General features: G+C 67.7%; 12 protein-coding genes. 4 read left to right on the forward strand and 8 right to left on the reverse strand.

All coding sequences use genetic code 11. The annotated features are described in order from the left end of the window. Positions 1–80: 80 nt before the first annotated feature. The gene (locus IO24_RS0139315) at positions 81–656 is read right to left on the reverse strand and encodes a hypothetical protein (RefSeq protein WP_031144566.1); all 576 of its coding nucleotides are present in this window, start codon (positions 654–656) and stop codon (positions 81–83) included. A 359-nt stretch (positions 657–1,015) separates the two neighbouring features. Between IO24_RS0139315 and IO24_RS0139320 the strand changes: the two genes are divergently transcribed. Next, positions 1,016–1,549: an EF-hand domain-containing protein gene (locus tag IO24_RS0139320; protein WP_031144567.1), complete on the forward strand. Its 534-nt coding sequence runs from the start codon at positions 1,016–1,018 to the stop codon at positions 1,547–1,549. 148 nt (positions 1,550–1,697) lie between these two features. On the opposite strand, the gene IO24_RS0139325 is transcribed toward IO24_RS0139320, so the two are convergent. The 4 genes from IO24_RS0139325 to IO24_RS0139340 all read right to left on the reverse strand — a co-directional run bounded on the left by IO24_RS0139325 (position 1,698) and on the right by IO24_RS0139340 (position 5,960). Then, positions 1,698–2,603, reverse strand: coding sequence for a class I SAM-dependent methyltransferase (locus IO24_RS0139325; protein ID WP_031144569.1), 906 nt, complete (start codon positions 2,601–2,603; stop codon positions 1,698–1,700). Positions 2,604–2,683: 80 nt separating this feature from the next. After that, the gene (locus IO24_RS0139330) at positions 2,684–3,796 is read right to left on the reverse strand and encodes an NAD(P)-dependent alcohol dehydrogenase (protein ID WP_031144571.1); all 1,113 of its coding nucleotides are present in this window, start codon (positions 3,794–3,796) and stop codon (positions 2,684–2,686) included. Beyond that, complete coding sequence (locus IO24_RS0139335) at positions 3,793–5,196, reverse strand: aldehyde dehydrogenase family protein (protein WP_031144573.1); 1,404 nt, start codon at positions 5,194–5,196, stop codon at positions 3,793–3,795. The genes IO24_RS0139330 and IO24_RS0139335 overlap by 4 nt, the downstream gene beginning before the upstream one ends. Before the next feature lie 8 nt (positions 5,197–5,204). Then, complete coding sequence (locus IO24_RS0139340) at positions 5,205–5,960, reverse strand: (5-formylfuran-3-yl)methyl phosphate synthase (protein ID WP_031144576.1); 756 nt, start codon at positions 5,958–5,960, stop codon at positions 5,205–5,207. 935 nt (positions 5,961–6,895) lie between these two features. Between IO24_RS0139340 and IO24_RS45465 the strand changes: the two genes are divergently transcribed. Further along, on the forward strand, positions 6,896–7,531 hold the full coding sequence (locus IO24_RS45465) for a hypothetical protein (protein ID WP_157851346.1): 636 nt from the start codon (positions 6,896–6,898) through the stop codon (positions 7,529–7,531). On the opposite strand, the gene IO24_RS0139355 is transcribed toward IO24_RS45465, so the two are convergent. Then, a complete protein-coding gene (locus tag IO24_RS0139355) occupies positions 7,414–8,475 on the reverse strand; it encodes a DUF6492 family protein (protein ID WP_157851347.1) in 1,062 nt (353 codons plus the stop codon). The two genes, IO24_RS45465 and IO24_RS0139355, sit on opposite strands and share 118 nt — an antisense overlap. A gap of 414 nt (positions 8,476–8,889) precedes the next feature. Here IO24_RS0139355 and IO24_RS41610 point away from each other — a divergent pair, with 414 nt between their 5' ends. After that, a complete protein-coding gene (locus IO24_RS41610; RefSeq protein WP_234335423.1) occupies positions 8,890–9,243 on the forward strand; it encodes an IS110 family transposase in 354 nt (117 codons plus the stop codon). A 76-nt stretch (positions 9,244–9,319) separates the two neighbouring features. On the opposite strand, the gene IO24_RS0139365 is transcribed toward IO24_RS41610, so the two are convergent. Both IO24_RS0139365 and IO24_RS0139370 read right to left on the reverse strand, forming a co-directional pair. Then, positions 9,320–9,691, reverse strand: coding sequence for a hypothetical protein (locus IO24_RS0139365; RefSeq protein ID WP_157851348.1), 372 nt, complete (start codon positions 9,689–9,691; stop codon positions 9,320–9,322). Between the two features lie 141 nt (positions 9,692–9,832). Further along, positions 9,833–13,375, reverse strand: coding sequence for a hypothetical protein (locus IO24_RS0139370; RefSeq protein WP_157851349.1), 3,543 nt, complete (start codon positions 13,373–13,375; stop codon positions 9,833–9,835). Positions 13,376–13,593: 218 nt separating this feature from the next. Here IO24_RS0139370 and IO24_RS0139375 point away from each other — a divergent pair, with 218 nt between their 5' ends. Beyond that, positions 13,594–13,968: a VOC family protein gene (locus IO24_RS0139375; RefSeq protein WP_031144585.1), complete on the forward strand. Its 375-nt coding sequence runs from the start codon at positions 13,594–13,596 to the stop codon at positions 13,966–13,968. Positions 13,969–14,245: the final 277 nt, after the last annotated feature.

Consider the following 14,245-nt stretch of genomic DNA (forward strand, 5'->3'; position numbering starts at 1 on the left):
CCGGAACAGTGTCCACAACTCGTCCGGCACCAACCGCTCCAGCAGATCCGTCATGCACGGCACAACGAGCGATCACGCCATCAGAAACGACGTCTTAGGTACAGGAAGCGTTGGTCAGGAAGTGACGGGCGTGCTGCATCGGTGCCCAGAGTGCCCGCCCGATCAAGCTGAACCCCGTGCAGGAGCGCCTGGGGCGCAGGGTGGAACGGGCTCCGGACCACGGTGCGCTCGGGTCCGTCCAGGAGGAGCGCGTTGTGCACGACGCCGATGCCGCTCTGCACGTCGTCGGGGGTGTGTCCCGGGAAAGTATCCCAGGAGGCGGTTGCGGTGAGAGACCGGTCGACACCGAGATCACGTAAAGCAGGTACGACTCCCCGGTCTCGCCCAGGACGTTGTAGAAGAAGGCGCCGAACGCCTCGCTCCGGCCAGACGGTGGCGGCGTCGACCGCGTGCTGGACCAGCGCGTCGAGGTCGAGTTCGGCGGCCAGGACGCTGCCGACCTCCTGCAGCGGCTCGACGATCACCGCCTCCTCGCGCAGCTCCCGCTGCCGCTGCTCCAGCTCCTGCTGAGACCGGCGCAGGTCCGTCGTGGCGGAGCGCAGCTCTGCCACGACCGTCTGCAGGTGAGCGGCCCGCTGCCCTGCCAGGGTCTCCATGCCTTCCAGGAGGGCGCGAGCCGCGTCCGCGGACGGTGATGCCCGTGGAGTCGCAGTAGGAGACGCCGCCGAATGGTGCTGTCCGGAGCTGGGGAATGAGATCGGTCGAAGCAGCCTGGTTGTCACAGGCGAGGCATCTGACTTGTCACATACGCTCATTCAGCAGTCCTATTGACGTCAAATGCGGAGATCGAGAACCTGTGGCTCGTCATGGCGGTTCCATGGGGCATGGCCGCTGCACGTGCTGGGTTACATCAGTGCAGTTGGCAGAAGATTTTCGTGTGTCCCAACACGGTCGAGCAGACGTCCTCATTGGCCCAGGCCCGGAATCTTCGGGTCGCAGAAGACAGGTGATGGAAATGCGAGACGAGGCCGCCAAGCGGGTCGAGCTGGTCTTCTCCCTCTTCGACGCCAACGGCAACGGAGTCATCGACTCCGACGACTTCGATCTGATGACGGGCCGTGTTCTGGAGGCGGCGGACGCTTCGGACGACGGCGCCAAGGCCGCCATCCGGGCCGCGTTCCGCCGCTACTGGACGACGCTGGCCACTGAACTGGACGCCAATGGCGACGGTGTGATCACCGTGGACGAGTTCCGTCCGTTCGTGCTTGACCCCGAGCGTTTCGGTCCCACGATCGCCGAGTTCGCTGAGGCCCTCTCCGTACTCGGCGACCCCGACGGGGACAGCCTGATCGAGCGCCCTCTCTTCGTATCGCTGATGACGGCGATCGGCTTCGAGGAGGCGAATATCCACGCCCTCTTCGACGCCTTCGGTCCGGATGCTGAGGACCGCATCACCGTGGCTACGTGGGCCGCCGGCATCAAGGACTACTACGCGCCGGACATGGCAGGGATCCCGGGCGACCAGTTGGTGGCTGCCCGGGCCGTCTGACACGGTCCGTCAGCGGCTTTCCGGCCGTGGGCGGCACCGCTACGACGTGACCGAACTGCCGCTTCCATCGGGACACGTCCCACCGAGCGGGGCCTTGCGGCGGGCCCCGCCCCTAGCCTGCGGGCGGACGTCGTGAGCGTTGCGGGCGTCAGGGCGAGGGCTTGTGCGCGAACACCCACCGGTTCCCCTCCAGTGCGTCGTTCGGCTCGGGCAGGGGGCCACGTCCGTGCCGGCGGGTGAAGTCGAAGGGGGTGTGTACCGAGGTGGACCAGCCCTTGGCCGTCAAGTCACCCGCGGAGTCGGGTCGTGGTCCCTTGTCGAAGAGGTGAAGCAGGTCGATGCCGATCTGTTCTCGCGTCGCCGTGTAGATCGGGCTGTCGCGGTATTCCAGCAGGTCCTTCTCCAGCTTGGCTTCGAAGGCCAGTGCGCTGCCTTCGGTGGTCAGCCGGTCCACCGTGTCGATGAGGTACGTCTCGGCGGGGCCTGGCAGGTAGAAGAGGAGTCCCTCGGCCAGCCAGACGCTCGGTGCGACCGGGTCGAGGCCGGCGGTGGTCAGCGCGGTGACCCAGTCGGCGCGCAGGTCGACCGGTACGGGGACGCGCTTCACCTTGGGGGTGGCCGACAGGTCCTTGAGCACCTGGTGCTTGAACGCCAGCACGCCCGCTCTGTCGATCTCGAAGACCACGCAGTCGGACGGCCAGTCCAGGCGGAAGGCGCGGGTATCCAACCCCGCGCCCAGCAGGACGACTTGGCGGGCGCTCGTACGGACCGTCCGGAGGAGGAAGTCGTCGAGGACCCTGGTCCGCAGGCCGAAGTAGCGGGCGAACCGCCCCCACAGCGGGTTGCCGTCGCCGTCCGGGACCTGCTGGATGCGCACTGGCCAGTCCGCGCACGCCGGGGCGGCGCGCACGAAGTGTTCCGCGTAGGTGTCCTGGGCCAGGCTGTCGTGGCGGTGGGTCTCGATCGCCCGTGCCGCGGCGACCAGGAGTGCGGTCAGCCCCACGCCTGCGTCCACGCCTTCCGCCTCCGTGTGCTGGGGTGCCGTGCCGACCATGTTTCCTCCGTTGGTGGGAGTGGGGGGCGCGAGGTGCCTGCTTGTCGGATGCGGTGAGGCTGCGGTGCGGTGTGCCTCGCTCATCGGCTTCTTCCCGCCGGAAGGAGTACGGGTTTGACCACGCGGCCCGCGTCGCAGTCGCGTTCGGCCTCGTTGATGTCGGCCAGTGGGTAGGTGCGGATCAGTTGGTCGAAGGGGAAGCGTCCGGCCTGCCACAGCCCGGTCAGCCGGGGTACCAGCAGTCCGGGTACGGCGTCCCCTTCGCAGATGTGGCGGATGCTGCGGCCTCGGTCCAGCGTGCCCGGGTCGAGCGGCAGCGCGGTGTGGAGCCGTGCCACCAGGCCGAGGCTGCCGGTCGGGCGCAGTGCCCGGAGCGCGTCGTTGATGCGCGGGGACGAGGCCGTGGTGTCCAGCGCGTACTGCGCGCCGCCGTCGGTCAGCCGCCGGATCTGCTCGGGCAGTCCGGCCGTTTCGGCGGGCAGCGGGATCGCGCCGAACCGTTCGGCCAGGGCCAGCCGCCCGGGATGCCGGTCGACGGCCACGGTCAGCGCGCCAGCGGCGGTGGCCGCCATCACCGCGGCCAGGCCCACCGCTCCCGCGCCGAAGACCGCGAGGGTGTCGCCGGGGCCGGCGCTGAAGGTGTTCAGCACGGCTCCGGCGCCGGTGAGGAAGCCGCAGCCGAGCGGCCCGAGCAGTTCGACGGGCAGTGCGGGGTCGACCCGGACGGCGTTGCGGGCCGGGACGAGCGCGTACTCGGCGAACGAGGACTGGCCGAACCAGCGGGGAGCCAGCGCTCCCCCGGTCGCGTCGGTGAGCCGCGGCGTGTCCTCCTTGCGTCCTCCGAAGAGGTTGAGGGAGGCGAAGGATTCGCAGTAGGCGGGGGCCGCGCCGCGGCAGTTGCGGCAGTGTCCGCAGGAGTCGAAGCTCAGCACGACGTGGTCACCGACGCCGATCGCGGTGTCCGGGCCGCCGCCCGTCCGCACCACGACCCCGGCCCCCTCGTGGCCGAGCACCGCCGGCAGCGGGCTGCGGCCGGCCGATCGCCGGACCGCGAGGTCGGTCCTGCACATCCCGCAGCCCGCGATCTCGACCAGGATCTCACCGTCTGCGGGTTCGGTGTGCAGGGTCACCTCCTCGACCGCGAAGGGGTCCTCGTACGAACGCAGTACGGCCGCCTGGAACCTCACCGTCATGCCTCCTGCGGGCGGTGGACGACGAACGGCCGGAGGTTGCCGTAGAGCCCCCACGGCCCGCCGGCGACGCCGACACCGCTGTTCTTGACGCCTGCGAAGGGCTGGGCGAGGGACAGTTCGGCGTGGTGGTTGATCCAGGCCGTGCCGCATTCGAGCCGGTCGGCCACCGCCCCGGCCCGGTCGAGATCGGTGCCCCATACGGAGCCGCCCAGGCCGAAGCCGGTGCCGTTGGCCGCGTCGACGGCTTCGTCGAGGCTGCGGTACGGCAGCACCGGCAGGACCGGTCCGAACTGTTCCTTGGTCACCACCGGGCTGCCGGGCGGGACGTCGGTAAGGATCGTGGGAGCGAAGAAGTAACCGGGCCCGTCCAGCCGGTGGCCGCCGGCCGCCGCCCGGGCCCCGTCCGCCAGGGCCTGCTTCGTGACCTGCTCGACCCGGGCCAGCTGGGGGGCGTTGTTGACCGGGCCCAGCCGGGTTTCAGGGTTCAGGCCGGAGCCGACGGCGACGGTCTGCGCGCGCTGGGCGAGGGCTTCGACGACTTCGGCGTGGAGCTGGGCCGGAGCGTAGACGCGTTTGACCGCCATGCAGACCTGCCCGCAGTTGCGGAACGCGGCCCAGAACAGCCGGTCCGCGATCCGGTCCACCTCGATGTCGTCCAGCAGGACGGCGGCGTCGTTGCCGCCCAGTTCCAGTGTGACCCGGGCGAGCGAGGCCGCCGCCGCTTCGGCGACGGCCCGCCCGGTGGGTACCGAGCCGGTGAAGGTGACGTGGCGGATGCCCGGGTGGGAAGCGAGGCGGGCGCCGAGTGGTTCGCGGCCGGTGACGACGGTCAGGACGTCCTCGGGCAGGGCGGTGGCGAGGACGGTGCCGAGCAGCCGGGTGGCGAGGGGGGTGAACGGGGATGGTTTGAGGACCACGGTGTTGCCCGCCACGAGTGCGGGCGCGAACTTCGCCGCCGCGAGCTGGAGGGGAAAGTTCCACGGCACGATCGCGGCGACAGGTCCGAGGGATCGCCAGCGGATCTCGCTGTGTACGGGCCGGCCGTCGGTGATCCGCCGGGTTCTGGGGGCCAGGTCGGCGAAGTAGCGCAGGCGAGCCGCCGTACGGGCGACCTCCGCGTGCGACTCGGCCAGGGGCTTGCCCTGTTCCAGGGTGAGCAACCGAGCGAGGTCATCGCCGGCCGCCTCCACGGCGTTGGCTGCCACGCGCAACGCAGTCGTGCGTACGACGGGGTCGGCCCGCCAGCCGTGCCAGGCCCGGTGGGCCCGGTCGACCACGGCGTCCAACTCGTCCGGCCGCTGGTCGGGGGCCTCGTCGAAGGTCTCCCCGGTGGCCGGGTCGACCACGGCGAAACGCGCGGGTTGACGTCCGGGAACGCGCTCGGACTCGGATGTCGGCATGCCGGTGGTCAGTTCACCGCGGGGACGCCGGCCGCGTGCTCCCGGGCCTGCCGGTCCATCTCCGCCCGGAAGGCGGCCACCAGATGCGGCTGAATCCTTCCAGCGTTGCGGTCGCCACCCTCGCAGACCGCTCCGCGCACGCCCACGATGTCCGCGCCGATGCGGGTCAGCGGACCGAGGTCGGTCTGTTTGACACTGCCCGCGAGGGCGGCGAGCAGACCGGACGCGTGGGCCAGCCGGACGAACTCGGCACAGACGTCCGGCGGAACGTGGTCGAACAGCCGCGACCCGTCCTTGACGGCGGTGTCGAGCATGGCCGCGTCGGCCCCGGATCGGGCGGCGATGTCGGGCAGGGCGAGTGGGTTGACGCAGCCGATGCGGTGAGCGTCGGCGTATCCGGAGGCGACGACGAGCGCTTCGGGGCGGTGGTCCTTCACCGCACGGACGACCGCACGCATGACCTCGATGCCCTGATCGGGCGTCGTGCACCCGTATAGGCCGACCTTGATGTACGTGGCCCCCGAGACGACCGCGCCGAGCGCAGCCTGGGCCACTGTGCCGGGCTTGTACGGAACATCCCCCACGGTCGCGGACACCGGCTTTTCCGCCGGGACCGCTTCGCGGATCTCCCTGATGACCCAGGGGAAGTTCGCGCCGAGAGAGCCCTCATCAGGCTTCTTGACGTCGACGATGTCGAGATGCTCCGCAGCCTTCGCGCAATCGAGAGCCTCCTCGACACCGTCCGGGGAGATGAGAAGCAACACCCTGACCTCCTTCGCCGCCAGTCCGCCCGGCCGAGGGACAGGGGACCGCGGATCACCTGGCTCATGTGCGGTGCGCTCATCATTTCCGTCACCCTAGGGAACCGGGAGGGCGCACAGAGTACCCATAGGGTGCTCATGTCCACGTACAGTGCGCCGTCGATACCGGTGCAAACCAGCCCACAGGCAACACTTCGCCCGGGCGGTGAATAACTCGGGGCATTGGTGATAACCGGTCTGCCCTTGTGGCGGCTATTGTGCTTCAGCTCACGGGTAGTTGATGTTCGCCATAAATGGGCTCCGAGATTAGTAGTCGAGATCCAGGTAATCGATATGGCCCGGCGGCCACCATGGTGCCAAATGCCCTCCGCCGTTGGTGAAGTCTCTGCCCACGGTGCCCGTCCGCCGCGGCGAACCGGCACGCGGAACACTGCGTTCTGGCCCCGCTCACCGGCGGGGCAGTGCGGGGCCTGCGTTGCGAAGGCTCTCGCGCTGCGGAGAGGGGCGTTCGAAGCCTCAGCCCACCGGCTCAGGAGCTTTCTGACTGCCTCCATCCATCCCAGCAGTTGCTCCCCGACGAATCCGCCGCCCGCTGTAAGGATCAGGCCCATGGCCAGGACCCCCGCGGTGTGGGTGGCGTAAAGGCCCGTCGTCGCGGACGCCGCCTACCACGGCAAGGCATTGCGCGATCTGCCGGCGACCTGCACCTTCAACACCCGGCTGCCCGCGTCCTCGGTGCTTTTCGCCCTGGCCCGGCCCCCGACCGGCAAACGCGGGCGTCCCGAGCTCAAGGGCACGCGGTTGGGCACGCCCCCCAGCTCGCGGCCGCCGCCGACTTCACTCCGGTGCGGGTCACGCGCTACCAACGCACCGACACCGTGCACTTGGCCGAGGTCACCTGCTTGTGGTACGGCTCCTTCCATACCCGCACTGTGCGCGTGATCCTGCTTCGGGACGACACCACCGACACCGGCTACGACCTCGCCCTGGTCACCACCGACCTGACCAGCAGCCCGGCCGAGCTGATCACCCGATACGCGATGCGCTGGTCCATCGAGGTCACCTTCGCCGAGGCCCGCCACCTGCTCGGCACCGGCCAGGCCCACAACCGCACCCGCGCCGCCGTCGAGCACACCGTGCCCTTCGGGCTGTACTGCTACACGATCACCGTGGCCTGGTACGCGCTGCACGGCCACCAGCCCGGCGACGTGGCCGAGCACCGCCAGCGCGCACCCTGGTACACCACCAAGACCGACCCCTCGCTGTCAGGCATGGTCGCCAAGCTCCGCCGGGTGATCATCGCCGCCCGATGTATGCCCACCCGCCAGGTCAGCCCACCGAGCAAGAAATCCGCACCGTCCAGCAGGCATGGGCCGCCGCCAGTACCAACGCCGCCGCGTGAGCACCCAAACCTGTCAGAACGTCGAAAGTCGAGTGGCCACGCGCCCAGGCGGCCTCAAGCGAGCGTGAGTGGCGGGACCGCGTTCCGTATGGTCAACAGTCCTCCGTCCAGACGCAGTTGGAGAGGTGTCGGCTCGGCGCACACGGTACGGCGCAGGTCGGCGGGAATGTAATCCATGGTCGCGAGCCGCTCGGCGTAATGGAGGAAACGGTGGCAGCCGACAGCGTGCAGCGACGAGCCCTCGGCGGCAGCGGCCACCTCAGGTAGGACGAAGCCGCCGTGTCCCTGTGCCTGGATCACGTCGACGGCGTCGACGTGCCGATGGCGCACGCGTTCGGGGAAGAAACGCGCGGCGAAGTGTCGGTAGAGGACGTACTCAGAGGCGCCCGTCCACTTACAGGGGTCGGCGGTGCGCAGGAACGCTTGCCAGAAGGGTATGCCGTGTGCTTTCTGGGCCCGCTGGATAATTTCGCCCAGAATGGTGCGATCGAAAACCATGTGGTGCTGCATGCCGCTGTAGGCGTCCACAGGCAGCCAGCCCGGGATCAGCCGCCCAGCCGCCTCCAGCGCAGTGTGGTGGTCCGGCAGCCGGTGCACCCGGGTGTTCAGGCGCCAGGAGAGGGGATAGCCGTACGGCAACACGGAGGGCCCCTGGCCGTCGACGAATGCCATGTCTCGCAGGAACACGAAGTCCGCATCTACCACCAGGACGTGTTCCGGCGTGCCTGCGGGAAGGGCATCGAAACACTGCAGCTTCGCCAGTTGCTGGAAGTACCACGAGGCAGTGGACGGATCTCTGCCCAAGCCTCGCAGGTACTCACGCACATCCCGGCTGCTGGGTGCGCAGCTTCGTTCGTCGAACCAGACGACGCGCGAATCTAGATCGTCGAAGGACCGCGCCGGTAGGCGCTGAGCGACAACCTGCACCAGCTCCACGGGGTTCAGGGAGCGAGCGAGTACACCCCGTATACAGACGTCCAGCCCGGCCATGTCCTTCTCCGCAGCCAGGATGACTACGCTGATCGGCGGCAGTTCGCCGCCTCGGTGGCCCATGAGCCGTTCGTCGGCAGCCTCGGACGCCGGGTAGGCGAGGGGGGTGGCTAATGGTTGCTGCACTTGACAGAGCATAGCCAGTACAGCTGAGCGGTTGCCTCCAGGGAAGTGGTTTACGGGTGCCACCCGATCCGAGCGGAGGGCCTTTTGACAGCTCGCGGGTGTTGAAGCTCGAGCGGCAGCAGGCCCCGTGTCGCAGTTGGTTGCTCTTCGCTCCCGCCGTCTGGGGGGCTCTTCGGGGCCCGGCTGGAGACGGTGTCGACGACCTCGCCGGAGACGGACTGGTCCTGATCGCGGCCACCTCCGTCCTCGCCTCGGCCCACCCGATGGTGGGGGAGACGAGGACGCGGTGACCCAGGCCACCCACATGACGTTACGCATGCTCGCCGAGCGCAACAGCTCACCGCGCAGATCGACGAGCTCAACCAACGCCAGACCCGGCTCGTCGAACGCCACGCCCCACAGCTACTCGTACCGGTGGGCATCGGCCCGGACAGCGCAGTCACCTTGCTGATCACTATGGGGGACAACCTCGAGCGGCTGAACACTGAGGCGTCCTTTGCTGCCCTTTGCGGAGTCAGCCCCGTCGAGTATTCGTCGGGCCGTCGGAGCACGCGCCGGCTCAACCACGGCGGCGACCGCCAGGCCAACGCCGCCCTGCACCGCATCGTCTTCACCCGACTGCGCCACGACCCCCGCACCCAGGCGTACTACGAACGCCGCACCCAGGAGGGCAAGACCCGGCGTGAGATCATCCGATGCCTCAAGCGATATGCCGCCCGCGAAGTCTTCAACCTGGTCAGACCAGTTGCCCGCATCCCCGCGTTATAGGGGCGTCCGATGCCTCAAGCGACATGCCGCCCGACCTGCGATCGAGGAGTGTGCGCTTCCTCGCTGCTGGTACGCATTACGAACCGACGGACTCCCATGGCAGGGCGGGCTGCTGGGGAAGTCGAGACAGGGTGCGCCGTAGATCGTCGCGGTTGAACTCGATGCCGGCTGTCAGCAGGGTGCGGGTGTGTAGGTCGAGTGCATCGAGGAGGTCGTCGGGGAGGCCGACTGCGATGGGAATCTGCCAGGCGTCCTTGAGGAAGGCGTCGAGTTCCTGCTCTTCAACCCGCAGGTGCACGTGAATCGACCACGGTTCAACCGACTTCATGGGTCCACGGACGGAGCGCCCACGCGCTCCGATGATCCGATTCCCTGCGAGTTGAAGTGCACGCAGTACGGCCATCTCCGAGACCGCGGCGATCAGCATCGCGCGGCCTTCCGTTTCCAAAGTTCGCTCATCCCTTCTCAGCCGCCTCGAGTGTGTGCCGTGCATCAGACTGTGTTGGATTGGCTTTCATGTGGTGAGGACGGCGGTTGCGTTTATCCGGTTACTCCAGTGGCGTTGACTGCTCACCAGAGGCATCTGTGGTCATCGCCCGCGGACTCGTGCGGCACGTTCGCGCTCTTCAGCCTGGTCAAGCAGCTCCTTTTGCTGTGCGCGGCCCGCTGCGGCGACCGCGCGCAGCGCAGGTTCTCGGTCGGCAAGAGCGGTGAAGTAGTCCAGAAGCTGAGAGTGCATCCGCGAGCGATCCCCTGACCAGGAGTCGCACCAGGCGACAGCCGCCGCGATCCTGTCAGCGCCCGCTCCCCGCTCCAACAGGAGGGGACCGATCTGTTCTACGGCCGTGTTGCGCTGCCCGAAGAGGGCGTCGACCAGCTTGTCAGGGCTTACGGCATGTTGGTCGAGCAGGTGCTGGGCCAGCTTGGTGTCCGAGCCGACGAGATGGATGAGGGCGCTGTGGCCGACGCGGGGCAGGCCGATGCAGTGGATGGCCAGACGTAGCCGGTGCGGACGTGGGAGGTAAGCGAGGATGTGATCGCTGTCGTACGGGAGCGGCGAGGCGTACCAGCCCTGGGCGGTCATGTCCTGCAGCCGCTCGTGGAACCATGATTCGAAGGTGTCGGCGTCATGCTCCGCGAGGTACGCGAGGACTCTGCCCGCTCGCCACTGGTTGTGCGGGGGTAGGTGATCGATGCGCAGGTTTTGTATCGCGCGGCGCCATGATGTCTGCCATTCTGCTGGCAGGGTGGGGCCGTGTGGTGCTCCAACCGAGAAACTGATGGCTGCGCTCGCGGCGATGGCAGGGACGGTGTGGACGAGCAGGCGTTGCATGACATCGTCCGGCTCGTGGCGAATCAGCGTCTCGAGGAGTGCCGCGTCCTCGGCCCGCATCGAGTCGATCACCAGCTCTCCCGTCTGATCCACCACGCTGCGCGCGACGACGGCGCTGATGACAGTGGGTCGGGAGGCCGCATCGTCGAGGGCCGTGAGCAACACGGACGGCGGCACAGTGTCGGGAGCCGTGGTGAGCCATTGCGTCAAGGCAGTTCCCAGCAGCAGGGTTTCACCTGATTCGGCGGCTGCCTGGTACCAGGCAGCCGGGTCGTTCATCAGCTCGGCCATGCGGATGGCTGTCAGATGGCCGGTGTAGTCACCGACGACCTGTGCCTGCTCGGCCAGTTCGCTGAATCGGGCCACTCCGGCGCGAGGCCCCAGAGCAGTCAGTTTCTTTGCGAGTGTCTGCGCTTGAGTGAGTACTTGCTCGGTGGCTGCCTCGTAGTCATGGGTGAAGTCGACGCTTCCCCATTCACAGAAGGACTGAAGATCGGCTTCGACGTTGAATGTCGGGAGCTTCTGGCCAGCTGTTTGAGCCCGGCCCCGGATCCGGGCGAGTTCGCGGTGAGCGCGCATCGCTGCTCCCGGGCTGTTTTGCAGCAACGGGTGGAGTGAAGCAAGAATGCGGCGTCCTCCCTCGGCCCCCCACCGCATTTGCTCGGCGGAGGGAGTCTGGCCACGGGGGGCGACGCCCAAGCCGAGCCGGACCCATCTCAGCGCCATGTCGAGCAGGGCGACCAGCGCGACGGGCGGACAGGGGACCCTGTCCTCGCTTTCCGTATCGCAGGTCAGAAGCGGCGCTACCTGCTCCCACAGACCGAGTAGCTTCGAGAGATTGTCTGCGGCGTCCACGCCGTGGGCGAGTGTGACTGTGTTCGGTGCCCCTGGATCCGGCCAGTTCCCTGATACCTCGACGCTGAAAATGCCCGCCAGGGCCTCGGTGGCCACGCTCCATTGCTCGCCCGAGGCGCGATGGCGGCGCATCCAGTCGAGCACCGCCCGCAGCAGACGGGCGCGGATCTCAAGGGACGTACCGAAGTCGGGGTCGATCACGCCGGCCAGATCGCTGAGCACGCGCAGCGGGTGATCCGGAGTGGAGTTCCGACGCCGCCTGTCTCCTACCGCCAGGGTCAGCAGTCCTTGGATCGCTTCCGGCAGCAAGAACTGACGTGCGCTCTGAGTGAGTTGGCGGGTAGCTGCATCACCGAGAGGGTCAACGAGCATCCCATACAGCTCTTCGGGTTCGCGAGGAGTGGCCAGCACGGCCAGAGCCCCGTTCACCGCGAACTGGGCCGCCCGGGTGTTCAATCGGGCATACTGCGCCACGACGGCGAAGGTGCTGACGTCCCAAGACGTGGGCGCCGAGAGCGAGTGGATCCACTTCTCTGCTTGTGCCCGCGCCTGCGAGGCAGGGGATACCTCGAGTGCGGACATCACTGCGGACGCAAGGTTAAGCGAGTGGTCGGGGAAGGCATCGACCAGCGTGGCCCACGGCCGCCGCACCGGACTGGTGAAGAACCAGCGCGCTACCAGCGGCGCGCACAGGGCCGGCTGCAGACGCCAAACGTCTTCCACCGACTCCACCAGCCCGTTGTGTGCAAGACCCTCCACCATGCCAGACAACTCAGCGGGAGCCACTCCGACCAGGGGCGCGAGGGCGTACAGCATTTCCGGCGATACGCCACCCAGGGCGGCCACACAGGCCAGCGCATCCAGCACGGTGTGTGATGTTGTTGCCTCACTCAGGTACCGCTCGACGTGAGTTACGTGCGCTCTGCCGCTGAAGACGTCCCCGCCCTGCCCACTGGTGAGCAGCTCGCACAGCGTCACCGCCCACCCCGGCCGCCCGTCCGCTTGGTCGAGTACTGCAGCCCGGGATCGATGACCGGTGACACCCGCGGTGGTGACCAGCGTGTTCATCTCCGTCCGTTCGAGAGGGCCCACGTTGATGACCAGCGCCCCGGGCAGCCAGCCAACCACCTCATCGAGCCGATCCGGCCAGGTCGTTACCACTGCGGAGAACAGAAGACCGGTCTGTCGACGGGTGTGTCGCAGGACACGCACCGCATCATGATGAGCATGAGCATCGTCCACGACCACTGCTCTCGGCAGCACCAGAAGCAGGTCGTCGTGAAGGTGAGCCAGCGAGGCGGGCTCTATGTAGACCACCTGATCTCCGAGCTGACCGGTGAGCCGAGTTTTGCCCACCCCCGGAACTCCAACGAGCACCACATCCTGGCAGGCATCCACGGCAGCCGACAGGGCCACAACCTCGCTCGCTCTGCCCACCAGCGGCGGTGGGCTCGCCACCAGAGGTGCCTCCAAAGGCTCGTCGAGCAAGGCGCCGAGTCGGCCCTCGATACCCAACAGACTCCGCCGCCATGCCGCATCACGCACCAACTGGTGAACGAACCACTCCTGGGCGTACACGTGGGCTGGAGGAAGTCCTCGGTCGGAGCACAGTTTGTCCAGAGCCCTCCGGGTGCGAGCGTCAACGGGGCGCGAGCTGGCCACGACAACGAGGTCGACCTGCAAGCCCTCCTGCTGCATCCGACTCAGGCCGTTGCGCACGTTGGCTATCGGATCACCAGTGGTGACCATAAGGCGTCCCCGTGCCTGAGGGTCATTGCTGTCAGAGGGAAAGTAGATGTCTGCGTCACGGCCGAAGTCATGGCCGCCCTCGACCGCCGACAGCCCCGGATACCGGGACTGCAACAGGGCACAAGCGCACCGTTCGAACTCTGCTGGATGGACAGATTCGTTGAGAGCCTGCCGCACGCGAGCCGGAAGATTCACAGCTCACATGCTACGCACCGCGCGCGGTCTACGAACGTGGAAAGCCGCATGGGAAGACCGCTGCGCTGACGTGCCTACGCCCGGCGACCCAATACGTTGGGGGCTTCTCGCGTATCTGATGCCGGGTCAAGCCCGTCTTACGTCCCTAGTCAGGAAGATCTCAAATCTGTCGGACGGGCGGCATACTCTGAGCCCCGTCCGCACTATCTGGGAGAGTCATGACAAGTAGGTTCACCGAGTTGGCCGTTGACTGCCACGATCCGGAGAGGCTCGAGGTCTTCTGGTGCGGGGTCCTGGACTTCAAGGTGATCGACCGGAGCGAGGGCAAGGTCGAGATCGGCTCCTGGGTTCCGACCGTCGAGGATGTTCGGGTCCGTCAGATGTCAGCCACCCTGCTGTTCATCCAGGTGCCCGAGGGCAAGACCGTGAAGAACCGACTTCACCTCGACGTCAGCCCGATCGACGGCAGCACCGAGGACGAGGTGACCAGATTGCTCGGCCTCGGCGCCACCAAGACGGATGTGGGCCAGGGCTCAGACCGAAACTGGGTGGTCATGGCAGACCCCGAGGGCAACGGTATCTACGCGATCTAGTACTCGGACGGCCCTTCGGGGCCGGGATCACGTGCTGGGATTTCGCTGCGGCAGTCATTGCATTACTGGAACACCCGCGGCTCCGACTGTGGCAACTGGATCGGGGGAGCCCCCTCAGCAACGCTCCGATGAAGCTACAAACGCCGCCTACCGGGCGGCCCGGTCTGCCCGCTTCGAATAAGACGTCGTTTCTGATGGCGTGATCGCTCGTTGTGCCGTGCATGACGGATCTGCTGGAGCGGTTGGTGCCGGACGAGTTGTGGACACTGTTCCGGCG

Source organism: Streptomyces flavovariabilis, from assembly GCF_000725785.1.
In the GTDB taxonomy this organism is placed as follows: domain Bacteria; phylum Actinomycetota; class Actinomycetes; order Streptomycetales; family Streptomycetaceae; genus Streptomyces; species Streptomyces hawaiiensis.

Excerpts from the sequence above, each read along its gene's own strand:
- IO24_RS0139315 (WP_031144566.1), bottom strand. The coding sequence starts at position 656 with ATGGAGACCCTGGCAGGGCAGCGGGCCGCTCACCTGCAGACGGTCGTG.
- IO24_RS0139320 (WP_031144567.1), top strand. The coding sequence starts at position 1,016 with ATGCGAGACGAGGCCGCCAAGCGGGTCGAGCTGGTCTTCTCCCTCTTC.
- IO24_RS0139325 (WP_031144569.1), bottom strand. The coding sequence starts at position 2,603 with ATGGTCGGCACGGCACCCCAGCACACGGAGGCGGAAGGCGTGGACGCA.
- IO24_RS0139330 (WP_031144571.1), bottom strand. The coding sequence starts at position 3,796 with ATGACGGTGAGGTTCCAGGCGGCCGTACTGCGTTCGTACGAGGACCCC.
- IO24_RS0139335 (WP_031144573.1), bottom strand. The coding sequence starts at position 5,196 with ATGCCGACATCCGAGTCCGAGCGCGTTCCCGGACGTCAACCCGCGCGT.
- IO24_RS0139375 (WP_031144585.1), top strand. The coding sequence starts at position 13,594 with ATGACAAGTAGGTTCACCGAGTTGGCCGTTGACTGCCACGATCCGGAG.